Raw genomic sequence first — 24920 nt, forward strand, 5'->3', positions numbered from 1 at the left:
GTGGAGCATATCATTCCAAAATCGAGAGGTGGAACAGACCGAGTGGATAACCTATGTCTTGCCTGTCATGACTGTAATCAGCGCAAAGGAAGTAAGACAGCAGAAGAATTCGGGTATCCGCACATTCAAAAGCAAGTCAAAGAAACATTAAAGGATACAAGTGCTATCAACTCGACAAGATGGAAAGCGTATGAAGTGTTAAAGCAGACAGGATTAGATGTCGAGTGTGGAACAGGTGCACGAACAAAAATGAATCGTATTCGTTTAGACTTGCCGAAAACACACTATTTTGACGCTTGTTGCGTGGGAGAAAGCACAACAAATCACTTATATTTCAAAACAAAAGAAGTGTTATTTATCAAGGCAAAAGGGCGTGGTAGTCGCTCTCGTACAAACCTAGATAGATATGGCTTCCCAAGAGGTTATCTTGCAAGACAAAAATTCTTCTTTGGCTTCCAAACAGGGGACATGGTTAAGGCTGTTATCCCAAGAGGGAAATATCAAGGCGTTTGGTTTGGCGAAGTAGCATGCAGAAAGACTGGAAGTTTCGACATTAAAGGCAAGGACGGAAAGCGTATCGCACAAGGAATAAATTATAGATATGTCCAAGTCATTCAGCGATTTGACGGATATGCTTATGGAAAGGGGGTGGCGGAACTTGCGTAAGGCAATTCCTCCCCGTGCCTAAAGGCAGGGGCTTCCTTGCGTAAGTTTCGTGATGGATAATGGTTCATTTCGTGTAACCGGCGATGTCGAATTAATTGACATGGAAGGAAACAAGTTTGAAACAAAAGAAACGTTTTCTCTCTGTCGTTGTGGGCTCTCACAAAACATGCCGTTTTGTGATGCAGCCCATAAAGGAAAATTTCAATCGGTCGTTCGCGCCCCGAAAAACGAATAAGCCCGGCTTTTATTCCGGGCTTTTTTATTTTTTAGCGCTCAACCAGTGACATGCGCGGATTCAATATTTGATTTGGACTTTTTAATTGAAAACACCCTGCTCCATCGACAACGTCAAGCGTCATTTGATCATCGAAAAAAATGAGCTGATGTTTTTCCATCCAAATGGGCATATCGTTTGTTTCAATCTCCACATCATGTTCGTCTAATTGATCGACAAGCAGTAACATAGGTACTCCGTTTACGGCACATCCGCAACCATCTGTATCGTATATAAGTTTCACATGTTTATTTCCTTGAACACGACGAAGTTGTTCGATCGCTCGTTCCGTGATCGTGATTTTCACCATTTACACCTCGCTTACTTTTTTAAAAATGCTTGTTTGCCGATTTTTTCAATGAGCGATGGAAATAGTTGATATATACGACTTCCCATATGCATCCAAAACGGCAAGTTCACTTCGCGCGTAGGGGTAAGCATCACATCAACGACGCGCTTTGCGACAAATTCCGGGCGAAGCATCCATCGTTTCACATTTTTCACATATTCTCCGGACGTATCAGCAACGGTAAAAAAGTTCGTTTCGATCGGTCCAGGGTTTACAGCTGTCACATAAATGCCATACATGGACGCTTCCATTCGTAAACTATTTGTAAATCCGAGCACAGCATGTTTTGTCGCCGCATATACGCTCGATTTCGGCGTGGCAATTTTTCCTGCTTGCGATGCGATATTAATAATATGACCCGATCGTTTTTCCATCATATGCGCATACACTTTTTTCGTACAAGCGATCAATCCGAGCACATTGACATCAAACATTTGCTTCGCTTCCGAAAGATCAATCTGTTCAACATATCGAAATACGCCGAAACCAGCATTATTGACAAGAATATGGACATCGATCGAGGTGAGCAAGCGATCAAATACATCGTCTACTTCTTTTACGTTACTAACATCTAATTGCTCATATAGGCAAGAAATACTGTACGTTTGTTCAATCTGTTGCGCAATTTGCGCTAGCTTTTCTTTTGAACGTGCGAGCAATACAGGTATTCCTCCGCGTTTAGCTGCTTCGTATGCGATTTGCTCACCGATGCCACTCGATGCTCCTGTAATAACAACGTATTTCCCTTTCAGTTTCATGATCTCACCGCTTCGTACATATATATTTGATCAACTTTTTCTTTTTTCACTGCACCTATCGCCTCTAAATAGTCCAGTTGGCCAATCGTTTCAGACATCGTCAACAAAAACTCTCGCTCATATACAGTCGGGAAAAGTGATCGACATACGTCAAATACCGTCATCGGCTTTTCATTCAACAGTTGCCACACGTACTGTGCACGTTCTTTTTGTTTTTCAAGCCGCTTGTCAATAAGCGGTGCGACATCCGTCACATCTTCCCCATGTCCCGTAACAATTGTTGTAATGTCGTACTGGAGTAGTTTTTTTAATGAATCATTATATTGCAAAAGTGGCTTCGGTCGTTCCTTTTCACCAATCTCAGGTGGTTCTAACAGCGGATTGGATGAAATCGCTGCTAGCAAATGGTCGCCTCCGATCATCACACCGTCCGCTTCACGATACAACACGATGTGACTTTGCGCATGACCTGGCGTTTCGATGACCGTCCAACCTTCAATCATATCCCCTTCTTTTACTTCTTGTGTGAGCGAGCGCTCGCACGAAAAGCGAAGAGAACGCCGAAAGTTTCCTAGTTTCGTCACACCCTCTTCACCAACGCCACACTCGATTAAAAATTGTTCGAAATATTGTTGGTGCCACGAAAAAAAAGCAGCATCTTTCGCAATCCAAGGCGCAGCTTTGCGATGCCCGATAACAGGAAGTGACGGCGGCAAATAATCAAGCAAACCGACGTGATCTGGATGGTGGTGCGTAATGATGACTTGTTCAATATCTGTCGGTTGGTAGCCGATGTTCTGCAATTCACGAACGAAAACGTTCCATGCTTCCTCCGTTTTCACCCCAGCATCAACGAGCGTTAATCGTTCTCCTTCAAGGATATACATATTCACATCCCCAACGGCAAATGGCGTTGGAACGACAATGCGATGCAACTGTTCCATCGTTCTAGCTCCTTCATTATATCATCATAATTTTCCGTCTCGTCTGTTTATCAGTTTACACTTATTTTTTCTATTTGTCATTTATTTTTATTTATTTATTAAAAAATTCAGAAAGTAATTAGACGAAACCTATTGACAACACGCTCGTTTTTCATGCATAATTGCAAGCAAATCATATATGTGCGAAGCGATGAATAGGGCCAGTACATGATAAATGGTAACAAGAGAGTGAAACCCGTAGGCTGAAAGGTTTCATTACCCTCTTTATCATGGAACCTACCCTATGAGCTGTTAGGCAAACCTAACCGTCTTGCCGACGATACCGGCACAAAAGGTGGGCACAACTTGTGCCAACAAAGGTGGTACCGCGGAAACGAAAGACCTTTCCGTCCTTTATCGGACGAAAGGTCTTTTTATTTTGGAGATAATGAGCTAAGGAGGTTAAAAAAATGACGATCACGTTTCTCGGAGCAGGATCGATGGCAGAAGCGCTTATTTCAGGAGTTATACAAACGCTATATGAACCAAAGCAAATGATCGTAACGAATCGCTCGCGCATGGAACGACTAACGTATTTGCAACAAACGTATGGGGTGCGAACGGAAACGAATAAAGAACAAGCAGTAAAAGAAGCTGATATTATCATTTTAGCCATGAAACCAAAAGATGTTGCGGAAAGTCTTACGCCAATCGCACATGCTTTTTGTGAACAACAGCTTATTATTTCATTGCTTGCAGGAGTGACGACCGATACAATTACATCGCTAATCGGGAAACAAATCCCGGTCATTCGCGCCATGCCGAATACATCCGCAGCCATCGGACAATCTGCCACAGCATTAGCGCAAGGGGCATATGCAACCGACGAACATATGCGCATCGCAAAAACGTTATTTGAAACGGTCGGAATTGTGACGATTGTTGATGAAAAGCACTTGCATGCTGTGACAGGGTTATCTGGTAGCGGACCTGCTTACGTGTATTATTTAGTGGAGGCAATGGAAAAAGCGGCCGATGAAATTGGGCTTGAGCGTGATATTGCGAAAGAGCTCATTTTACAAACGATTATCGGCGCCGCCCATATGTTAAAAGCGTCGAACAAACATCCTTCCATTTTACGAAAAGAAGTCACAAGCCCAGGAGGGACGACTGAAGCAGGCATCAGCGTGCTCGAGCAATACCGCTATCAAGAAGCGATGATTGCTTGCATTAAACGAGCGACCGAACGTTCAAAAGAACTCGGTGAGGCACTGCTTTCCTCCGTTCAATAAAGCAAATTGTTTTTCTTTTCCAAACGGACGTGGTATCATTCGTAATGAAAGATACGACGGGAGGGATTCATATGCTCTTTTCACCATATACGATTCGAGACGTCACATTGAAAAACCGCATCGTCATGTCGCCGATGTGCATGTATGCGTGTGATCGCGAAGACGGAACAGTTCACAATTGGCATCTCATTCATTATGCAACGCGCGCTGTCGGGCAAGTCGGACTTATTATTGTTGAAGCGACAGCCGTAACACCACAAGGAAGAATTTCAGCTCGCGATTTAGGGATTTGGGATGATGACCATATCGATGGATTGCGTACACTTACCTCGCTCGTTCATGAGCAAGGCGCCAAAATCGGCATTCAGCTTGCTCATGCTGGACGAAAAGCGAACGTTGCTGAAGAAATCTTCGCTCCATCGCCACTTCCGTTCGATGAAACGATGCGTACGCCAAAAGAGATGACGAAAGCCGATATTGAAGAAACGATTCATGCGTTTCAAAACGGCGCACGTCGCGCCAAAGAAGCGGGATTTGACGTCATTGAAATTCACGCTGCTCACGGCTATCTCATTAACGAGTTTTTATCGCCTCTTACAAACAAACGAACAGATGAATACGGTGGGGAAAATCGCTACCGCTTTTTAAGCGAAGTGATTGAAGCGGTAAAAGAAGTATGGAGCGGACCGTTGTTTGTTCGTATTTCTGCTTCTGACTATCACCCAGACGGTTTAACGGTGAACGACTACGTCGAATATGCCAAACGTATGAAAGCGCAAGGTGTTGATCTTATTGATGTGAGCTCTGGCGCTGTCGTTCCAGCAAAAATTGATGCGTATCCAGGTTATCAAGTGCCGTTTGCGGAAACAATTCGCCGTGAAGCAAATGTCGCAACTGGTGCTGTTGGACTTATTACTTCCGGACGGCAAGCGGAAGAAATTTTGCGCAACAACCGCGCCGATTTGATTTTCATCGGGCGCGAACTTCTTCGCAACCCATATTGGCCAAAAACAGCCGCAAACGAACTTGGCATTCAGCTTGAGGCACCAAAGCCATACGTGCGGGGATGGTAAATAAAGCGCACGTTTAGAGGATTGACCACCTGCTTTAACTTTGCGAAAATTTATAATGAGATGATTAAAAATAAGGGTGATACATGTGAGGGCGGAAGAGTTCATGAAAGCTTTAGACGAAATGGACAATGCGGAGCGAATTAAATTGCTATCATGGCTTTTCGACAAATACTTTGACAACAGACCTCCAAAAGATGTCATTGAAAAAGAACTAGAAAAAGAAATATGGGGAGAAGAAGATGAGTAATCTGGGAAGACGAGGCGAAGTATGGTTTGCAGAAATAAAAGGAAAACGAAGACCTGTGCTCATCGTATCTCACCATGATGTTGTCGTAGAATTGGACAGAGTAATTGCAAATATTACAAGTCAACAGCCACGAAACAAATATGATGTCGTCTTAGAATATTGGAAAGAAGCGGGATTCCGTCCGTTGTTAGGTGCTCAAAAATTAACACCATTCATTATCGGGAGCTTCTTTTCAAAATTGGAAACTTGCACGAACATGACCTAAAACGGGTAATGGAAACGATTAGAAACTATTTTTCTTAAAGCTGACCGACATTATCGGTCAGCTTGTTTTTTCGCCTCTTTCAATCGGAAACGATGAAAAATCGAAAGCAAGTGACACGTTCGGAAAAATCGTTTTCGCTTCTTCAACGAGCTAAGTGGGGAGTCCCTCCAAACGATTCTCCATTCCTCCTAGGGCATTTTCGATACGGGAAATGCCCTATTGGTGCTGGATTCTGAAAATCTCACTAGTATTGGGCTGAATGGATACTATTTAGATACCCGTGGTGCTAGATAAAATCGAGTAAGCAAAAAAATAGCCCTTGCCTGCGGATCTCCTGTAGAATGAAAGTGCGACCAAACATTCGAAAGGAGAATCCCCATGCAAGAGCACTTTCATTTTACTACAGACCAAGCGAAAATTCAAAAACAATATGCAGCCATTTTCTTCTTTGTTTCTGCCCAACTGCCATCGATTCAAATGTATTTGCAGCGCCGCAATCGTCATTTGGTGAAACAGGAAGACGCGGTGATGATTGCCATTCATCTTCTAGGAAAGTTACTTGGCTTCTCCTCCGAACGGGCATGGCATCGCTTTGTCGTGGGAAACTTGTTCACCGATGGACAGTTTATCGAACGGTCTCGATACAATCGCCGTTGTCGAGCGTTGCGCTTCGCGATCAAATGGATTCGCCATGAACTAGCAAAACGCGGGCAACACCATGCCTATGCGGTCGTAGATAGCATGCCAATCGAGTTGTGTCATCACGCAAGAATACATCGCGTCCAACGATTCCAAGGTATCGCTGACATCGGGTATTGTGCGTCGAAAAAGCAGTGGTATTACGGGTTTAAGTTTCATCTTCAAGTGACCGATCAAGGACTGCCGATGGGATACGTGGTGACCGAAGCATCTTGTCACGATCGAATCGCTGCTGAAACCGTGATGACGCAAATCCCTCATCCCTACAATTTAGGAGATAAGGGATTTATTAGCAATGATTTACAAAGAAAGCGATATGAAGAATATCAAATTGCCTTCTGGACTCCATCTCGCAAAAACCAGAAACATCGCCCATCTGCATCATGGGAGAGATGGCTCAAGAAAAAACGAAAAGTGATCGAAACGGTGTTCTCCGTCCTTGCCGACCAGTATCGGATCACAGACATTCGTGCCAACTCCATTTCAGGGTTTGAGGTCGCACTCGATGGCATCTTGTTGGTCTATTCACTGTCACACTTGCGCTAGCGCTCAACTAGCACCACGGGTTATTTAGATTACTTTAACTTCTAAAAAGTCACATCCTGTTATATTATTTTTCTCTATTAATTCTCTAAGTTCTTCTGATATGAATATTGGAATTTCATCACCCTTGAGTTTAATAATATGCTTTGATTGTATCGCCTCCTTACATAAAGCATATTTTTTTATACTATATATACTTTCACCATCAAGTTCAAACACACTATAATCTGAATTTTCTAAGTTTAATGCATCAACAACATTCAAAATGTTAGCTACCGAAAAACCTTTTAAAATTTTGTTTTCACCTTTATTCACTACATTTATAGGCAGATATTGTATACCATCATCTACTTCCTCTAAAATCGCTTTAAATCTTTCAGAAACTATAAACCACCCTAAATTGTTTGCTAAATAATCTGTTAATCTTTCTCCTTCTTTAAGGTCAAAATAAAAGGTGATTTCTCTATTCCAATTATGAATATACTTACCTTCCGATAATTCATATTGTTCAAATCCCTTTGTATCTATACAGTATGCTACTACATCTCTATCATCACTATCATCCATTAGCAACTTATAAAATCTCATTATTTCTTCCTCCAATAATCTTTATAAAGCATCTCCGGGTTCTTTCTAATTTCCTGTTTTAATTGTTCGAATAATCTTAAAAATTTCCTTTTATCCCCCTTAGCTATTTTATCAAAAGTTCTAATATTGCTTAACACATACTCGTGATAAGCATCTGGATGTCTTCCCTGATGGGGGAGTAATTCTATATTCCAAACGTCATCCAAATCTAGTCCATATTTTTTCGTTATAGCCTCTATTTGTGGAGTATATTTTTTACTTTTATCAGTAGCATAATGATGTTTTTGTAAAGGTTTACCCGTACCCTTAATAATACTCACAGCCTGATCTAATTTTTTCGGATCGATATCAAATCCTTTCTTAATGGCATTTGTTACTTTCGCAATGTTCTTTAGATCACCTAGTCCCGGAATAAACCCAACTAGCGCTTCGGCCACATCTTTTGCATTGGATTTCGGATTGCTTAACACTTGATACAAGCGATAGGCATCTTTGATCGTACCTACCACCGGGACGAAGTCGGTGACCACATCGATTAGTTCCTTTGCTGCGGACCATCCTTTGTTACTTTTGTTTTTTGAAGCCGTGTATATGTCCTGTGACAGATTATGGACGACGACAGTACGAACGTTTTTATCCATATTATACAAAGATAGTTGAATTTGTCGAGTCAGCGCTTCTTCTTTTGCTTTCTTTATATCGTTTGATTTTGGCGATTGCTGAAACGCTTCTCGCACTTCTTTACTAATTTGCACCGTGTCCTTTTCGAATGGTTTGACCGCGGACTGGAGCGCATCTTTGATATTCTTTACAGGGTTATAGAGCATGATTTCTGTTTGATTTCCTAAATTTCGGGAAGCTTCCCTTTTAATAAAATCAATAGGGTTATAAACCGTATTTTCAATCGTGTTTCTTACTGGATTGATCGCTACGATCGGTGCGGACGATTCATATGCCTTCCGTGCCTCTTGACTAATATGTACGGTGTCTTTTGGAATGGATGTTTTGCTCGATTTGGTGGGACTGTTTTGTGGATGGTTGACTTTTTCTGTTTTTGTCGCCGTACTTGTCACATGAGTATTCACTGTCCTTGAATAACTACTGCGTGTCATCACGGCACTGGCTGATTTTGAAATCGGCATGACTCTCCCCTCTCTTTACATATTTGCTCGTTTCTCTCGCATTCATTATAAATAATCAAACATTTTTTTTCGATATTTTTTATTCGACATTTTTCTTTTTCAATCGACATTTCAAAATCATGAACAAGAGGCGAGAATCGTATGTCGGGCGTACTGTACGATCCAGTATGAATCTTCGTGAGAAGCTGGCCTGCATCATCGGCCAGCTCTTTTTTTACTCCGCGCTTCTTTTCGGAATCGGAAACGAGGCTAAATCAGACGCAATCGCCACGTTCGGAAAAATCGTCTTTGCCTCTTCCACGAGTTGGTCACACATCTTCCCTTGGTAACGCGAGCTAATATGTGTCAAAATAAGCTGCTTCGCCCCAGCCCGCTTCGCCACCTCAGCCGCTTGCACCGTCGTTGAATGATAGTAATCTCGCGCTAAATGGGCTTCGTTTGCACTAAACGTTGCTTCATGTACGAGCACGTCCACTCCTTCGGCAAGTTCCACACTTGTCTCACAATAACGCGTATCTCCCATAATCGCAATCATACGTCCTTTTTTTGGCGGGGCAACAAATTCACGCCCATCAATAACTGTTCCATCATCTAACGTAACAAGTTCTCCGCGTTTAATTTGTTGATAAATGGGACCTGGCTTCACCCCAAGTGCGCGCAGCTCGTCAACAAGCAACGTACCCGGCAAATCTTTTTCGACAATTCGAAAACCGTACGAAGGCAACCCGTGATCAAGCAATTTTGCTGTAACAACAAACTGTTCGTCTTCAAATATGACTCCTTCTGTAAACTCTTCAATATACAACTCATATTTCAGTCGCGTACCGCTTACCGTTAGTGATGTTTCGATAAACGAACGAATACCAGCCGGACCGTAAACAAAAAGAGGAGTCTCTCCACCTTGAAATGAGCGACTTCCAAGCAACCCCGGCAAACCAAAAATATGATCGCCGTGTAAGTGCGTAATAAAAATGCGCTCAATGCGCCTTGGACGGATAGACGTATGTAAAATTTGATGCTGTGTTGCTTCTCCGCAATCAAATAACCACGTCGCTCCTCTTTCTTCTAACAACTGAAGCGCAATGGCTGATACGTTTCTACCTTTTGATGGGACACCAGAACCCGTCCCTAAAAATAACAACTCCACGCTTTCATCCCTCTCTTTTCTTTAATCAGATAAAACATTTGCGTTTACCACAATAAACCTCTAAAATTACATTATCATGAACCTTTCAAAAAATGAATAAAAGCGAGGTATATGATCCGTGACTGACGTACAACCAAAAGCGACAATTGTAATTTTTGGTGCGACTGGCGACTTAGCAAAACGCAAACTATTTCCATCCATTTATAAACTTTATCAAAAAGGAAAGCTGTCTGAACAGTTTGCTGTTGTCGGCGTTGCCCGTCGCCCCCATACAGACGAATCGTTTCGTCATTACGTAAAAGAAACGATTGAAGAAGCGACAAAGCAAGAGCTAATCGATGACACATTTATTTCCCATTTTTACTATCATTCATTAGATGCGACAAATACGCAATCATACGAACAATTAAATGAACTATTGACACATGTAGAAGAACAGTTTCACATTCCGGGTAACCGCATTTTTTATTTAGCGATGGCACCGGAATTTTTCGGAACGATTACATCGCATTTAAAATCAGAAGGACTGACGACAACGAATGGCTGGACACGATTAGTCATTGAAAAACCGTTCGGTCATGATTTACAAAGCGCAAAAAAACTAAATGAAGAAATACGCCAATCGTTTTCAGAGGAGCAAATTTTCCGTATTGACCATTATCTCGGCAAAGAAATGGTGCAAAACATCGAGGTCATTCGTTTTGCGAACGCCATTTTCGAACCGCTCTGGAATAACCGCTTTATTGCCAATATTCAAATTACATCAAGCGAAACGCTCGGTGTAGAAGATCGCGGCCGCTATTATGACCATTCTGGGGCTCTTCGCGACATGGTACAAAACCATATGTTACAAATGGTCGCGTTACTAGCGATGGAGCCGCCAATTAAACTTACAACGGACGACATTCGCAACGAAAAGGTAAAAGTGTTACGAGCTCTTCGTCCTGTTACACATGATGAAGTCGATCAATACTTTGTACGCGGCCAATACGGAAGCGGCATTGTGCGAGGGCAAAAAGTCATCGGCTATCGTGAAGAACATAATGTCGATCCAACCTCCAATACGGAAACATTTGTAGCTGGAAAACTTTTAATCGACAATTTCCGTTGGGCAGGTGTGCCGTTTTACATACGAACAGGAAAACGAATGACAGAAAAATCGACAAAAATTGTCGTACAGTTTAAAGATGTGCCAATGAACTTATATTATGGCACAAGCGAACACGTACATCCAAATTTACTTGTCATTCATATTCAGCCAGACGAGGGCATTACCCTTCACTTGAACGCGAAAAAAAGCGGCGAAAACATGAAAACGACGCCGATAAAACTCGACTATTGCTACAACTGCATCGACGGCATTAATACGCCGGAAGCGTATGAGAAATTGTTATATGACTGCATGCGCGGCGATGCGACAAACTTTACGCATTGGGATGAAGTCGCTGCTTCATGGAGCTTTGTCGACCCGATTTCGGAAGTGTGGGCAAACACAGAAGCTACAGACTTCCCGAACTACGAAGCCGGCTCGATGGGACCGAAAAAAGCAGACGAGCTATTGCAAAAAGACGGCTTTCATTGGTGGCCGCTTAGCCCAAATATGTGAGGAGGAAACGAACATGAACATGTACGATGTTACTGCCCCAATTTTTGAAGGAATGCCTGTGTATAAAAATAAGCCGGAAAAACAACCGAAGCTAATGACCGTTACGAACGATTACGTCACCGAATCGCGCATCGATATGGATGTGCATACAGGTACGCATATCGACGCACCGCTTCATATGGTAAAAGACGGTGAAACGTTCGAAACGATCCCGCTTGAAAAACTTGTCGGCTACTGCAAAGTATTAGACGTGACAAACGTCGATGATCGAATTACAAAAGAAGATCTCATTCATTTTGACATTCAAGAGAACGATTTTATCTTATTCAAAACGAAAAACTCGTTCGACGACGCTTTTAACTTTGAATTTATTTACGTTGCCGAAGATGCGGCAGCGTACTTAGCCGAAAAACGTATTCGAGGTGTTGGTATCGACGCGCTTGGCGTCGAGCGCAATCAAGCGGGACACCCAACGCATAAAACGCTGTTCGGTCACGGTATTATCGTCATCGAAGGGCTTCGATTAAAAGACGTACCAGCAGGCGAATATTGGATGGTTGCCGCTCCGCTTAAACTCGTCGGCACTGACGCTGCTCCAGCGCGCGTATTATTGTTTGAACAATAATAAACACCCCCTAGAGTCTCTTGCTCTAGGGGGTTCGTTTTATTTCAGCCATTCCGTATGGAACACGCCTTCTTTGTCGATGCGCTCGTATGTGTGGGCACCGAAGTAGTCGCGCTGGGCTTGGATTAAGTTCGCTGGCAACGTGTCCATTCGGTAGCTGTCGTAGTATGCTAGTGCGCTTGCGAACGCCGGAACCGGGATGCCGCGCATCGCTGCTGTTGCGACGATTTCACGGAGCGATTGTTGATAGTTTTCGACGATTTCTTTAAAGTATGGGTCAAGCAATAAGTTTGGCAGCGCTGGATCGCGGTCGTACGCTTCTTTAATTTTTTGTAAAAATTGCGCGCGAATAATGCAGCCGCCGCGGAAAATCATCGCGATGTTGCCGTATTGTAAATTCCAATTGTATTCTTCTGACGCAGCTTTCATTTGCGCAAAGCCTTGGGCGTACGAGCAAATTTTGCTCATGTAAAGCGCGCGGCGTACCGCTTCAATAAAGTGCGCACGATCTCCTTCATACGGTTTCACGGCAGGACCAGCTAATAGCTTGCTTGCTTTCACGCGCTCTTCTTTCATCGCCGAAATGAAGCGAGCAAATACCGATTCCGTAATAATCGGAAGCGGAACGCCTAAATCGAGCGCGTTTTGGCTCGTCCATTTCCCTGTTCCTTTTTGTCCTGCTTTGTCTAAAATGACATCGACAAGCGGCTTTCCTGTTTCTTCATCAATTTTCGTGAAAATATCTGCCGTAATTTCAATTAAATAGCTGTCTAATTCCCCTTTATTCCATTCCGCAAACACTTCATGAAGTTCTTGGGCATTTAATCCGAGCACATGTTTTAATAAAAAGTATGCCTCGGCAATTAATTGCATGTCGCCATATTCAATTCCGTTATGCACCATTTTTACGTAATGACCTGCACCGTCTGGACCGATGTATGTCGTGCATGGCTCACCGTCGACTTTTGCCGCAATTGCTTCGAAAATCGGGCGAACGAGTTCATGCGCCTCTTTTTGTCCACCAGGCATAATTGAAGGGCCTTTTAATGCCCCTTCTTCTCCACCTGAAACACCTGTGCCGATGAAATGAATGCCTAGTTCCGCAAGTTCTTTATTGCGACGCTGCGTATCTTTAAAATACGTATTGCCGCCATCGATGACGATATCGCCTTTTTCTAAATACGGCTTTAGTTGTTCGATTGTTGCGTCTGTCGCGGCACCTGCTTTTACCATTAATAAAATTTTGCGCGGCTTCTCAAGCGCGTGAACAAACTCTTCAATGCTGTATGTACCAACGATGTTTTTTCCTTCTGCTTCCTTTACAAACTCATCTGTTTTTTCACGCGAACGGTTATACACAGCAACGGAATATCCACGGCTTTCAATGTTGAGCGCCAAGTTTTTTCCCATGACTGCTAAACCGATCACACCAATTTGTTGTTTCGCCATAGTAAACGTTCCTTTCTATTTTTGTTTGTTCAACAAAGAACATACCATAATCTTCTTTTCTCGTTCAAGTGTTCTGTTTCTCATTCCTCATATGTTCTTTAATGGTGCTTGCTCCTTCTAAATTGTCAAACAAGATCATCGGGTCAATCACGGTAATGAGCCGATCAGGCAAATTAGCAATACCGATAAAATACGGCGTCCGCTGATAAGCAAGCATATGAACTTGCTTCATCATATCAGGCGGGATATCGATAATTTCTTTTGCATCATCAACAATAAAAGATACATATACATCGTCCGCCTGAACGACGAGCAAGCGTGTTTTTTCCGTCTCCGTATATGGACGGCGATATAAAATTTGCGACGTATCAAGCACAGGAACGAGCTCGCCACGAATGCGCACAACACCAATCATGTACGAAGGCATGCCTGGAATGATCGTTGGAAAGCTCATTTTTTCAATGGATACGACATGTTCAATCGGGATAGCATATTGCTCATTAGAAAGTTGAAACACGACAACTTTATTCATCGTCTCACTCCTTTGCAGCCACTTCCTCAATAATAGCGATGACCATTTCCGTTGTTTTGACAAGTTCTTCAATTGGCATACGTTCATTTGTTGTATGAATGTCTTCATAACCGATCGCTAAGTTAACAGTTGGAATGCCAAAACCGGCAATAATATTTGCATCGCTTCCCCCACCGCTGCGCAACAACTCGTGCGGACGACCAATTTTTTCTGCTGCTCGTTTTGCGATTTCAACAACATAATCGCCGTCGCCAAATTTAAATCCTGGATACATCACTTCCACATGAACGTCTGCACGACCGCCCATTTCTTCCGCTACGCGCTCAAACGCTTCTTTCATTTTCGCGACTTGCGCTTCCATTTTTTCTGGAACGAGCGAACGTGCCTCCGCTAAAATATCGACGCGATCGCAAACGATATTCGTCTGCGTTCCCCCTTCAAAACGACCGATATTTGCGGTTGTTTCTTCATCGATGCGACCGAGCGGCATTTGAGCGATCGCTTTTGCAGCAATTGTAATCGCCGATACGCCACGCTCTGGAGCTACACCGGCGTGAGCCGTTTTTCCGTGAACAGTCACCTTTAACTTCGCCTGTGTCGGAGCAGCAACGATAATTTGTCCGACTTTTCCATCGCTATCTAGTGCATATCCGAATTTGGCTTGAATAAGCGATCGGTCGAGCGCCTTCGCGCCGACAAGCCCAGACTCTTCACCGACCGTAATTACAAATTGAATAAGCCCATGAGCGATATGTTGTTCTTTTAGCACACGAATGGCTTCAAACATCGCAGCAAGCCCAGCTTTATCGTCCGCTCCTAAAATCGTCGTACCATCTGTGACAATGTAACCGTCTTGAATGGACGGTTTTACCCCTTTTCCCGGCACAACGGTATCCATATGAGATGTAAAGTAAATTGGATCGACTCCTTCTTTTGTCGCTGGCAATGTGCAAATTAAATTTCCTGCCCCATGCCCTGTTTGCGCTGTCGTATCATCTTCAATGACGTGCAAACCGAGCGCTTCAAACTTTGCTTTCAACACATCCGCAATCTCGCGCTCATATTTCGTTTCCGAATCAATTTGCACAAGCTCTAAAAATTCTTCGACTAAACGCTGCTTATTGACCATCATGCATCCTCCTATGTATGTACTCATCTTTAAGTATAACGGATTTTTACATCGTTTGCGAAACCGTACGATTATTTTTCGAAAAACATATACCGCCAAATAAATGGCGGTATATACTTACAACGGAATATTCCCATGTTTCTTTTTCGGGCGTTCTTCCTGCTTATGACGAAGCATATCGAGTGCTTGAATAAGCTTGATTCTCGTGTCACGCGGGTCGATAACATCATCAACCATGCCGTATTTCGCTGCAACATAAGGATTGGCGAATTTATCGCGATATTCTTCAATTTTTTGCGCTCTTGTTTCTTCTGGATTCGGGCTGTTTTCAATTTCGCCTGCAAAAATAATGTTCGCCGCCCCTTGTGGCCCCATAACGGCAATTTCTGCATTCGGCCATGCGTACACAACATCCGCCCCGATCGATTTACTATTTAATGCAACGTATGCTCCACCGTATGCTTTCCGTAAAATAACCGTAATTTTCGGCACGGTCGCTTCCGAATACGCATATAAAATTTTCGCCCCATGGCGAATGATGCCGCCATGTTCTTGTTTGACTCCCGGGAAAAAGCCTGTCACGTCTTCAAATGTAATAATCGGAATGTTAAACGAGTCGCAAAAACGAATAAATCGTGCTGCCTTATCGGACGAGTCGATATCTAGTCCACCTGCCATAAACTTCGGCTGATTACATACAAGCCCGATCACTTCCCCTTTTACGCGAGCAAAACCAACAACGATGTTTTTCGCAAAGTCTTTTTGCACTTCCATAAACGATCCTTCATCAACGACTTGCAACACGACGTTACGCACATCATACGGTCTAACCGCATCAATCGGAATCGCGTCAGCTAAATCAGGACGATCGTCATCATCATTGACGACAGGCATAGACGGCGGTTTTTCTTGGCAATTTTGTGGGAGATAACTTAACAGTCTGCGCACTTGAGCAAGTACGTCTTCTTCCGTCGCACCTGAAAAATGAGCGTTCCCGCTAATGGTATTATGTACGCGCGCACCACCTAAATCTTCAGCGCTAATTTTTTCTCCTGTTACTGTTTCAATCACTTTCGGTCCAGTAATAAACATTTGGCTCGTTTTTTCGACCATGAATACAAAATCAGTGATCGCTGGTGAATAGACAGCACCGCCTGCGCACGGACCCATAATGACCGAAATTTGTGGAACAACACCGGAATAAATGGCATTACGGTAAAAAATGTGCCCGTAGCCATCGAGCGACAATACCCCTTCTTGAATGCGCGCACCACCAGAATCGTTTAATCCGATAATAGGGGCGCCTGTTTTCGCTGCTAAATCCATAATATTCGCAATTTTTTTTGCGTGCATTTCTCCAAGCGCGCCACCAAACACGGTAAAATCTTGCGAAAACACAAATACCGTTCGCCCATCAATTTTCCCGTATCCTGTGACAACTCCGTCACCCGGACCTTTTTTTCCTGCTAATCCAAAATCGGTGCAACGATGTTCAATAAACGGGTTTAACTCGACGAACGTCCCTTCATCTAATAAAAGATCAATGCGCTCCCTCGCTGTTAATTTCCCTTTTTCATGTTGTTTAGCAATTTTATCGTCACCGCCACCTAATTCAATTTCGCGTCGGCGGTCATATAACTCGTTAATTTTATCGTACATATCCATCATTGCCCACCGCCCCGTTCACAAAGCTCATACAACACGCCACGGGCTGATTTCGGATGCATAAAAGCGATCCGTGCACCGCCTGCACCGCGTTTCGGTTGCTCATGAATCATACGAACACCATTATTTTTTAACTCCTGAATGCGCAGTTCAATATCATCTACGCCAAGCGCGACATGATGAATACCTTCGCCTCTTTTTTCAATAAAAGAAGCAATTGGGCTATGTTCAGAAAGCGGCTCAAGCAATTCAATTTTTACATCGCCGACTTTTAAAAATGCTACCCTCACCTGCTCGGATTCGACCGTTTCCATGCCAACGCACGATAAACCGAGCGTATCCGTATAAAACGGAAGCGCCTCATCTAATGATTTCACAGCGATGCCAATATGATCGACTTTTTTCACTTCCATAACCCCAACCCCTTTGTTGTTCTCGGCTGCAAACCGTGTATGTATTTCGACACCTTTTTTCTTTTTTCCTTCTTTTTTTGCATGTTTTCATACTTGTTTGTCGATCAGCATGTTTGTACAATAGGTAACAAGAGGTGACAAGAGGTGAAAAAAATGCATTCAAAAAAAGTGCAAAAAATCGTCGTCTATTTAATGCTCGGTTCGATGCTTTTAACATCGTTGCTTGCTGGATTAAGCATGTGGATATAGAACAAGCTGACCGTATTCGGCCAGCTTGTTCTATTTAAGCGCCCCGTACTTTTTCCCGAGCTGATGAAATGATTCGTTCGTTTTTACGATCGCTACTTTCGTTCCTAATGGCACGTTCGGATATAGCGCTTCGACATCTCGATTATGCATGCGTACACATCCTTCTGTAATATACTTTCCAATCGATTCGGGTCGATTCGTTCCATGAATGCCGTACGTTCGACCGTCCGTTCCACGTGCATCAAATCCGATCCATCTCGTACCAAGCGGGTTGTTCGGTGCTCCTCCTGGAATGTTTTTTTTCCGATAATAAGGATTTACTGCCTTAACAGTTACCGTAAATATCCCTTCCGGCGTGAGTACATTCGTTTTTCCTGTCGCCACTCGATATATACGTTCAATTTTCCCATGGCGAATAAAAGCAAGTTGGTTCGTTTGTTTATTGACAATAATCATCGGATCGCCCACGCGCGGATGATCTCCAAACGGCCAAAGCGGTGAAAGAAAAAGAAAGAAAGCAAACAAAAGCGGCATGATCTCACCCTTTTTTCATTATTGTGCATCAAAAAAGAGCGATCATACCGTTATAACTGACTTTTAATGATTAAATATTGCTCCATCTCTTTTACAAAATGCAAAAGAGCAGCTCGCTCTTCAAATTCCTCGCGCGTTTTTGGCAAAGGCATTTGTTGGAACTGCTTTTTCATCTCCTCAAGTTGTCGAATAAAACGGTCTGCTGTATTTCCCGGGTGAATCGCATCGCTTAATTCATCAATAAAATCGGCAATCATATTTCGTTGCTCGACCGTATATGTCATCGAACTAATGAGCGGCAGCATGCGTTCAATAATTTCAAATTGCCGTTCGCGCATACGAAAATATCGGTAATAATAATCTTCATTGCGTAAAAAATGGTTTTCAATGTTTTGTAACGCAAGCGCTTTTGCTCGCTTTAACGTATCGCTCGCTAGCGCAATTTCTTTCCCATCCCACAAGCTTTCGTTCGTCCGTAAATAATGAACAATTTCTTTAAAAATGATGCGAAATAAATCTTCTACAATCCGTTGATATTCTTTTAAATCTTTTTCCACGCTTGGCATGTACATATTGACAAGTAAAGCGATACCGATCCCGATGATCATTAGCATCACTTCGTTATATACGAGAGACCACGTCATCGCTTTCGCCATGTATACGTGTAAAATAATAACCGCACTTGTCGCAATCCCTTCGGTCACTTTCAAGGCAACAGTCGTTGGAATGAAAAACAGCAGCAATAAACCGATCGAAAGCGGATGATAGCGAAGTCCTTCAAAAAAGAGAAATGAAAACAATAAGCCAACTAAACCGGCAACAAAGCGAGCACGTGCCGTCTGCAACGACTTTTTTTTCGTCACTTGAATACAAAGTATTGTAATAATGCCGGCAGAAGCAAAATTTTCAAGGTGCAACCATTGGGCAAGCGCAATGGCACTCGCTGTTCCAATCGCTGTTTTCACTGTTCGATAACCAATTTTTAACATGACTATCACACTCCGCCCTCATTATAACATATTCAACAATAAAAGGTGCCCATAACGGACACCTTTACGTTTGCTCATATAAACGAATTAATTGCTGGGCGGCCATTGTGACCGGCTGTTTCCCTTCCATCACATCTTGTTCGATGTTCGGCAACTGTTGCTGTACAGCCGGATGATGAAAAAAGCGGATATGCAAATAATCTTTAATCATCGCATGCAGCCAATCTTTCATCTGGTCCTTTCTTCTTTCCTCAAACACGCCGGATTGTTTTGTCGTTTGCACAAACCGTTCGATTACTTCCCAAATTTGTTCAATTCCTTCTCCGTGAAGAGAAGAGCATGTGTATGCTTTCGTCTCCCATCCTTTCGTGGCATGGCGTAAATAATGTAAAATTTGATTATATTCTTCTTTCGCCAACTCTGCTTTCTGTTTATTATCCCCGTCTGCTTTATTAATAACGATCGCGTCGACGAGTTCCATCATCCCTTTTTTCATTCCTTGCAGTTCATCACCAGCGCCTGTTAGCGCAAGCAATAGAAAAAAATCAACCATGCCGCGTACTGCCACTTCACTTTGACCAACACCGACCGTTTCCACGAGAATAATATCATATCCTGCTGCTTCACAAAGCAACATCGTCTCACGTGTTTTCCGATGCACTCCCCCGAGCGTACCACCCGATGGAGAAGGACGAATAAACGCACGCGGATGGCGAGCTAAATATTCCATGCGCGTTTTATCGCCAAGAATGCTTCCGCCTGTAAGCGAGCTGCTCGGATCGATCGCTAATACCGCAACCCGATGACCTTTATCGCATAAAAATTGTCCGAATGCTTCAATGAATGTGCTTTTGCCTGCACCTGGAACACCAGTAATGCCAATGCGAACCGAACGCCCTACATAAGGAAGGAGCTCATGCAATATGCGCTGAGCCTTTTCTGTATGTTTTGCCGCGTTGCTTTCAATGAGTGTAATCGCTTGCGCTAAAATGGTTCTATTATTATTTAATACACCTGCGACATATTCTTCAATCGAAAGCTCTTTTCGTTTTACCCATTGTCTTTCTTTTGTCGGCTGAACACGATCGTTTCCTTTCACGTACGACGTTGTAAACATATTGTGGTCATCCGCCCATTCTGGTCGAGATGTTCGCTCCTCGCTCATTCGCTCACTTCCTCGTAACCGAGTCGTCGATAAATTTCGTGCAATACTTTTTGAGCTGCAACCGGGATGATTGTACCTGGTCCGAAAATAGCCGCTGCACCATGTTCATATAAAAATTCGTAATCTTGTGGTGGGATGACGCCACCAACGACAACAATAATATCTTCTCGCCCTAGTTTGCGTAACTCTTCCACAAGCTGTGGCAGTAACGTTTTATGTCCAGCAGCGAGCGAGCTCATCCCAACGACGTGAACATCGTTTTCAACCGCTTGTCGCGCCGTTTCTTCCGGCGTTTGGAAAAGCGGACCAATATCGACGTCAAACCCTAAATCTGCAAATGCGGTCGCGATCACTTTTGCCCCACGGTCATGTCCATCTTGACCCATTTTGGCGATTAAAATGCGCGGCCGTCTTCCTTCTAACTCATAAAATTCATCCGTCATTTTTTTGACGCGTGCAATTTCTTCTTCGTTCGTAAACTCTGCGCTATATACCCCGCTAACGGAACGAATGACTGCTTTATGTCGGCCTGCTACTTTTTCAATTGCATACGAAATTTCGCCTAACGTCGCGCGCGCACGAGCGGCTTCTACCGCCAATTCTAATAAGTTTCCTTCGCCTGTTTCCGTCGCTTTCGTAATCGCTTGCAACGTTTGTTGCACGCGCGCTTCATCCCGAGACGCACGCAACTGTTTTAATTTTTCGATTTGTCGCATGCGCACAGCCGTATTATCGACTTCTAAAATATCGATCGGCTCTTCTTTTTCTGGACGATATTTATTCACACCGATAATCGTCTCCGCACCAGAATCAATTTTGGCTTGCCGTCTTGCTGCTGCTTCTTCAATGCGCATTTTTGGCAATCCTGTTTCAATCGCTTTCGCCATACCACCGAGATTTTCGATTTCTTCAATATGTTTCCACGCTCGCTTCATTAGTTCGTTCGTCAACGTTTCGACGTAATACGAGCCTGCCCACGGGTCAATGACGCGACAAATGCCCGTTTCTTCTTGCAAATAAAGCTGCGTATTGCGAGCGATGCGCGCAGAAAAGTCGGTCGGTAACGCAATTGCTTCATCAAGCGCGTTCGTATGAAGCGACTGCGTATGCCCCATCGCCGCTGCATGCGCTTCAATGAGTGTACGGACAACGTTGTTGAACGGGTCTTGTTCGGTTAAACTCCAGCCTGATGTTTGCGAATGCGTTCGCAACGCTAACGACTTCGGATTTTTCGGGTTAAATGTTTTCATCATTTTCGCCCAAATCACGCGCGCCGCACGCATTTTTGCCACTTCCATAAAATAGTTCATGCCGATTGCCCAGAAAAACGATAGGCGTGGAGCAAATGAATCAATGTCAATGCCTGCTTTTAAGCCTGTACGCACATACTCAAGCCCATCGGCAAGTGTATAGGCAAGCTCAATATCCGCCGGCGCACCAGCTTCCTGCATGTGATAGCCGGAAATGCTAATGCTATTGAATTTTGGCATATATTTTGCAGTATAGGCGAAAATGTCGGCGATAATGCGCATCGACGTTTCTGGCGGATAAATATACGTATTGCGCACCATATATTCTTTTAAAATGTCGTTTTGGATTGTGCCGGACAGTTTGTCTTGCGTCACTCCCTGCTCTTCGGCGGTAACGATGTAAAACGCCACGATTGGGAGCACAGCCCCGTTCATCGTCATCGATACGGACATTTGATCAAGCGGAATGCCATCGAATAAAATTTTCATATCGAGCACCGAATCGATAGCGACCCCTGCTTTGCCGACATCGCCGACGACGCGTGGATGGTCAGAATCATAGCCGCGGTGGGTGGCAAGGTCAAACGCAACCGACAACCCTTTTTGCCCCATCGCTAAATTGCGGCGGTAAAAGGCGTTGCTTTCTTCTGCCGTAGAAAAACCTGCATATTGGCGAATCGTCCACGGTCGAACGACGTACATTGTCGGGTACGGTCCGCGCAAATATGGCGGAATGCCTGGCATATAATCGAGAAAATCAAATCCTTCAATATCTTTTTTTGTATATAGCGGTTTAAGCGCAATTTGTTCATTTGTTTGGAAGAAAAGGTCGTCAATGGATGTTTGCAGCTTTTCTTCGATTGCCTGCTTCCATTGTTGTTCGCTCACCGTATCGCCTTTGCGTTGGAAAGGAATATTCGTAAAATCAACTTTCCGCTCCATCTAAAGCCACCCCCATTTCCTTCATAAACGCCACAAGCGTTTCGTAGCAATTAGAACCGATATGAATAAATCCGTCCACCCCCGCTTCTATAAAAGTGGTTTCGATTTCCAGCGGTTGTTTTCCAGCGACGTAGACGTTTCGCGGCGGATTCGCATCCTTTAACGCTTTCGCAATCGCCGGAACCGCTTCCGGATAGCTTTCGTCTGTTCCGCAAATGATATAATGCGTTCCGTCTGCTTCTAACGCCCCTTTTATCGCCTCGTCAACCGACATATAGCCGTCATTTTTCACGACAGCGAATCCACCCGCTTCAAAAAAGCCGCTCATAAAATCAGCGCGCGCTTTATGATGGGCGATGGCGCCGAGATTGATGAGATGCACGGTTGGACGCTTTCCGTGCGTTTCTAAATGCCGCTCCGCTGCTTGGCGCAGCTGCTCAAACGGCTCAGACAGCCGCCATTGGCGAACTGGGGAAATGGCAATCGACGGACTGGTCATCGCGAGCGCAGCATCAATTCCTCGAGCGGTCGCTCGACGACGGGCGAAAGCAATGGCACTATCTAGCCAATTTCCGGTCCGCTCCATCGTTTCACCATCATACGATTCATCTTTTGTCGACGATACAGATTGGATATTCGGTTTTGGCTCTGCTACATTCGCATAGACGTTTGTACCGATGATTCGTTCTTTGCGCATTTTGACGTTTTGTTCGCGCAGCTTGGCGATGTTTTCGATTTCTGCTTGCACCACTCCTGCTTGGAGCGCTTTTGTCATGCCGCCTTTTGCTTCGATTTGTTGAAATAGCTTCCATGCAGCTTCTGCAATTTGTGCCGTTAGCGTTTCAACGTAATACGAACCGCCAGCCGGGTCGATGACTTTCCCGATGTGCGCTTCTTCTAGTAAAATCAATTGTGTATTACGGGCAATTCTTCGGGAAAACTCATCCGCTGGTCGAATCGCTTCGTCAAACGGGGAAACGTGTAAACTATTCGCCCCACCGACAATCGCAGCAAACGCTTCTGCTGATGCCCGAAGCATGTTTACATACGGGTCATAAACCGTTTTCGTGAAATACGACGTTCGCGCATGAAGCGACATTTTTTGCGCTCGTTCGCTGCCGCCAAACGCTTGAATAATATTCGACCACATCGCACGAGCCGCGCGCAGTTTCGCGATTTCCATAAAAAAGTCAGCACCGATCGCGAACGAAAAACTCATTCGTTCGGCCACCTCATCGACCGTCAACCCGCGCTTTAAACATTCGTTGATATATTCGACGGCAGTCGCAAACGAAAACGCTAACTCTTGCACCGCATTGGCCCCACCGTGATGATACGGTTCTCCGTGAACGATGATCGTTTTTATCAAAGGCAGCTGTTCTTTCGCCCATCTCGTCACATCCGCCATCACGTCATACAGCGTCGAAAGCGACGTAGGAAGCTCTCCTTTTATCGCTAATGCCGAAAGCGGGTCCATGCCGATTGTTCCGCGCAATGAATCGAGCGGAAGTTGTTGCTTATGAAAATAAGCGATAAACAACGCCAAAACTGACAACGAACATGCCCCTGCATCGAGACGAATCGAATAGTCGGAAAGCGAAATGCCAGAAAACATCGTTTCGACATCCCCTAGCGACGTGATAGAAAATCCGAGCTCGTCTAAAATAAGATGAATTTCCGTCTGTCCTCTTGCGATATCGTATGTTGCGATTTCGTTCCATTCCTTAGGACTTTTGGCAGAAATGGCTTGACTGACTGCCCATGGCTTTTTCATATACCCATCTGGTTCCGTCCCGCGCACATAGCTAGGAAACCCCGGATATTGCTCAGGAGTTGTCTCTATGTCACTTCGTATATAGATCGGTTTTATTTGTAGTTGCTCATACGTTGTTGTCACTAACTTTTCAAGCGGTTTTCCTTTAAGCGATTTTTCTGCTTCTTGTTCCCATTCGTCATATTTCGGAATAGGAAACGAGGCGTTTTTCATCGTTAACAAATCCGCCATTAACAACCCCTCCCCTTTGAAGACATTTAAAGCGCTTTCTTTTCAATTTTTGAAACATTCATTACATACCTGAATCCGTGACAAAACATCTTTACAATGGTCGCAAACCGTTGATACGATAAGGGAAAACGACGTTGACGACTCTTCATCAAGTAGGTGAATGTGATGAAAGATTTCCCGATTCGGTTTGTATTGACAGATGAAGCGATTACCCCAAGTGCTGGGCTTGCTCTCGTGGGTTACTTACTGCACCAAACGAAGCTGGATAAGCGAGTAAACGCCCTTCGGCTCCCAACGGTTCGTCGAGATGTGCACATTTCCCATAGCGACGTCATTCGCTCGATGATCGGCTTGCTTGCCACAGGAAAAACGGATTTTGATCATATCGAAGCGTATCGTCA

The 24920-nt window shown here is 44.0% G+C and carries 26 protein-coding genes, 1 pseudogene and 1 other annotated feature; of the genes and pseudogenes, 11 read left to right on the plus strand and 16 right to left on the minus strand.

Translation table 11 applies throughout. The annotated features are described in order from the left end of the window. Nucleotides 1–666, plus strand: a 666-nt coding sequence (locus BM213_RS10360) for an HNH endonuclease (protein WP_143091193.1), incomplete at its 5' end; no start/stop codon positions are given. Between the two features lie 52 nt (nucleotides 667–718). Next, on the plus strand, nucleotides 719–901 hold the full coding sequence (locus tag BM213_RS10365) for a CDGSH iron-sulfur domain-containing protein (RefSeq protein WP_004889652.1): 183 nt from the start codon (nucleotides 719–721) through the stop codon (nucleotides 899–901). A 31-nt stretch (nucleotides 902–932) separates the two neighbouring features. Here BM213_RS10365 and BM213_RS10370 read toward each other — a convergent pair whose 3' ends face one another. Genes BM213_RS10370 through BM213_RS10380 form a run of 3 tightly spaced genes read right to left on the minus strand, consistent with a single transcriptional unit; the run spans nucleotide 933 to nucleotide 2991 of the window. After that, complete coding sequence (locus tag BM213_RS10370) at nucleotides 933–1250, minus strand: iron-sulfur cluster biosynthesis family protein (RefSeq protein WP_091703812.1); 318 nt, start codon at nucleotides 1248–1250, stop codon at nucleotides 933–935. Nucleotides 1251–1261: 11 nt separating this feature from the next. Then, nucleotides 1262–2047: an SDR family NAD(P)-dependent oxidoreductase gene (locus BM213_RS10375; protein ID WP_091703815.1), complete on the minus strand. Its 786-nt coding sequence runs from the start codon at nucleotides 2045–2047 to the stop codon at nucleotides 1262–1264. Continuing rightward, nucleotides 2044–2991 carry an MBL fold metallo-hydrolase gene (locus BM213_RS10380; RefSeq protein WP_091703816.1) on the minus strand — a complete coding sequence of 316 codons (948 nt, stop codon included), beginning with the start codon at nucleotides 2989–2991 and terminating at the stop codon, nucleotides 2044–2046. The genes BM213_RS10375 and BM213_RS10380 overlap by 4 nt, the downstream gene beginning before the upstream one ends. A gap of 181 nt (nucleotides 2992–3172) precedes the next feature. Continuing rightward, nucleotides 3173–3388 (plus strand) — a binding site (T-box leader). Nucleotides 3389–3440: 52 nt separating this feature from the next. On the opposite strand from BM213_RS10380, the gene proI reads away from it, so the two are divergent. The 5 genes from proI (at nucleotide 3441) to BM213_RS10400 (ending at nucleotide 7092) form a co-directional block, all read left to right on the plus strand. Further along, entirely contained in the window at nucleotides 3441–4262 is an 822-nt protein-coding gene (gene proI / locus BM213_RS10385; RefSeq protein WP_091703819.1) for a pyrroline-5-carboxylate reductase ProI, read from the plus strand. Between the two features lie 71 nt (nucleotides 4263–4333). After that, the gene (gene namA, locus BM213_RS10390; protein ID WP_091703821.1) at nucleotides 4334–5335 is read left to right on the plus strand and encodes an NADPH dehydrogenase NamA; all 1002 of its coding nucleotides are present in this window, start codon (nucleotides 4334–4336) and stop codon (nucleotides 5333–5335) included. A gap of 103 nt (nucleotides 5336–5438) precedes the next feature. After that, complete coding sequence (locus BM213_RS14690; protein WP_167357405.1) at nucleotides 5439–5582, plus strand: hypothetical protein; 144 nt, start codon at nucleotides 5439–5441, stop codon at nucleotides 5580–5582. Then, on the plus strand, nucleotides 5575–5847 hold the full coding sequence (locus BM213_RS10395; protein ID WP_244149258.1) for a hypothetical protein: 273 nt from the start codon (nucleotides 5575–5577) through the stop codon (nucleotides 5845–5847). The genes BM213_RS14690 and BM213_RS10395 overlap by 8 nt, the downstream gene beginning before the upstream one ends. Nucleotides 5848–6225: 378 nt before the next feature. After that, nucleotides 6226–7092 carry an IS982 family transposase gene (locus BM213_RS10400; protein ID WP_091703825.1) on the plus strand — a complete coding sequence of 289 codons (867 nt, stop codon included), beginning with the start codon at nucleotides 6226–6228 and terminating at the stop codon, nucleotides 7090–7092. Nucleotides 7093–7116: 24 nt separating this feature from the next. Here the strand turns inward: BM213_RS10400 and BM213_RS10405 are convergent, their stop codons facing one another. The 3 genes from BM213_RS10405 to rnz form a co-directional block, all read right to left on the minus strand. Beyond that, nucleotides 7117–7677, minus strand: coding sequence for an imm11 family protein (locus tag BM213_RS10405; RefSeq protein ID WP_091703827.1), 561 nt, complete (start codon nucleotides 7675–7677; stop codon nucleotides 7117–7119). Further along, a complete protein-coding gene (locus tag BM213_RS14800; protein WP_208601907.1) occupies nucleotides 7677–8819 on the minus strand; it encodes an AHH domain-containing protein in 1143 nt (380 codons plus the stop codon). Before BM213_RS14800 ends, BM213_RS10405 begins: the two co-directional genes overlap by 1 nt. A 214-nt stretch (nucleotides 8820–9033) precedes the next feature. After that, complete coding sequence (rnz, locus tag BM213_RS10415; RefSeq protein ID WP_091703830.1) at nucleotides 9034–9966, minus strand: ribonuclease Z; 933 nt, start codon at nucleotides 9964–9966, stop codon at nucleotides 9034–9036. A gap of 118 nt (nucleotides 9967–10084) precedes the next feature. Here rnz and zwf point away from each other — a divergent pair, with 118 nt between their 5' ends. Further along, a complete protein-coding gene (gene zwf / locus BM213_RS10420) occupies nucleotides 10085–11572 on the plus strand; it encodes a glucose-6-phosphate dehydrogenase (protein ID WP_091703833.1) in 1488 nt (495 codons plus the stop codon). A gap of 13 nt (nucleotides 11573–11585) precedes the next feature. Continuing rightward, the gene (locus BM213_RS10425) at nucleotides 11586–12197 is read left to right on the plus strand and encodes a cyclase family protein (protein ID WP_091703837.1); all 612 of its coding nucleotides are present in this window, start codon (nucleotides 11586–11588) and stop codon (nucleotides 12195–12197) included. A 39-nt stretch (nucleotides 12198–12236) separates the two neighbouring features. Here the strand turns inward: BM213_RS10425 and gndA are convergent, their stop codons facing one another. The 5 genes from gndA to mce all read right to left on the minus strand — a co-directional run bounded on the left by gndA (nucleotide 12237) and on the right by mce (nucleotide 17385). Beyond that, entirely contained in the window at nucleotides 12237–13646 is a 1410-nt protein-coding gene (gndA, locus tag BM213_RS10430; RefSeq protein ID WP_091703840.1) for an NADP-dependent phosphogluconate dehydrogenase, read from the minus strand. A 64-nt stretch (nucleotides 13647–13710) separates the two neighbouring features. Next, nucleotides 13711–14178 carry a chemotaxis protein CheW gene (locus tag BM213_RS10435; RefSeq protein ID WP_091703843.1) on the minus strand — a complete coding sequence of 156 codons (468 nt, stop codon included), beginning with the start codon at nucleotides 14176–14178 and terminating at the stop codon, nucleotides 13711–13713. Between the two features lie 4 nt (nucleotides 14179–14182). Further along, nucleotides 14183–15307 (minus strand): M20/M25/M40 family metallo-hydrolase, encoded by a 1125-nt coding sequence (locus BM213_RS10440; RefSeq protein ID WP_091703846.1) that lies wholly within the window; start codon nucleotides 15305–15307, stop codon nucleotides 14183–14185. 117 nt (nucleotides 15308–15424) lie between these two features. Beyond that, the gene (locus BM213_RS10445) at nucleotides 15425–16975 is read right to left on the minus strand and encodes an acyl-CoA carboxylase subunit beta (protein WP_091703849.1); all 1551 of its coding nucleotides are present in this window, start codon (nucleotides 16973–16975) and stop codon (nucleotides 15425–15427) included. Further along, a complete protein-coding gene (mce, locus tag BM213_RS10450; RefSeq protein WP_041638162.1) occupies nucleotides 16972–17385 on the minus strand; it encodes a methylmalonyl-CoA epimerase in 414 nt (137 codons plus the stop codon). The genes BM213_RS10445 and mce overlap by 4 nt, the downstream gene beginning before the upstream one ends. Before the next feature lie 153 nt (nucleotides 17386–17538). Between mce and prli42 the strand changes: the two genes are divergently transcribed. After that, nucleotides 17539–17634, plus strand: a complete 96-nt coding sequence (prli42, locus tag BM213_RS14695) for a stressosome-associated protein Prli42 (protein ID WP_009373849.1) — start codon at nucleotides 17539–17541, stop codon at nucleotides 17632–17634. Between the two features lie 30 nt (nucleotides 17635–17664). Here prli42 and BM213_RS10455 read toward each other — a convergent pair whose 3' ends face one another. The 5 genes from BM213_RS10455 to BM213_RS10475 form a co-directional block, all read right to left on the minus strand. Continuing rightward, a complete protein-coding gene (locus tag BM213_RS10455; RefSeq protein WP_091703851.1) occupies nucleotides 17665–18168 on the minus strand; it encodes a L,D-transpeptidase in 504 nt (167 codons plus the stop codon). Nucleotides 18169–18218: 50 nt separating this feature from the next. Beyond that, nucleotides 18219–19157 carry an aromatic acid exporter family protein gene (locus tag BM213_RS10460; RefSeq protein ID WP_004889630.1) on the minus strand — a complete coding sequence of 313 codons (939 nt, stop codon included), beginning with the start codon at nucleotides 19155–19157 and terminating at the stop codon, nucleotides 18219–18221. Nucleotides 19158–19221: 64 nt separating this feature from the next. Further along, entirely contained in the window at nucleotides 19222–20322 is a 1101-nt protein-coding gene (gene meaB / locus BM213_RS10465) for a methylmalonyl Co-A mutase-associated GTPase MeaB (protein ID WP_091703854.1), read from the minus strand. Beyond that, nucleotides 20319–22514 carry a methylmalonyl-CoA mutase gene (gene scpA, locus BM213_RS10470; protein WP_091703857.1) on the minus strand — a complete coding sequence of 732 codons (2196 nt, stop codon included), beginning with the start codon at nucleotides 22512–22514 and terminating at the stop codon, nucleotides 20319–20321. The genes meaB and scpA overlap by 4 nt, the downstream gene beginning before the upstream one ends. After that, complete coding sequence (locus tag BM213_RS10475; RefSeq protein WP_091703858.1) at nucleotides 22498–24519, minus strand: methylmalonyl-CoA mutase family protein; 2022 nt, start codon at nucleotides 24517–24519, stop codon at nucleotides 22498–22500. The genes scpA and BM213_RS10475 overlap by 17 nt, the downstream gene beginning before the upstream one ends. A 165-nt stretch (nucleotides 24520–24684) precedes the next feature. Between BM213_RS10475 and BM213_RS10480 the strand changes: the two are divergent. Beyond that, nucleotides 24685–24920: pseudogene (locus tag BM213_RS10480) on the plus strand (IS1380 family transposase); the annotation flags it as partial.

Origin of the sequence: Anoxybacillus pushchinoensis, from assembly GCF_900111795.1 — a bacterium.
GTDB lineage: Bacteria > Bacillota > Bacilli > Bacillales > Anoxybacillaceae > Anoxybacillus > Anoxybacillus pushchinoensis.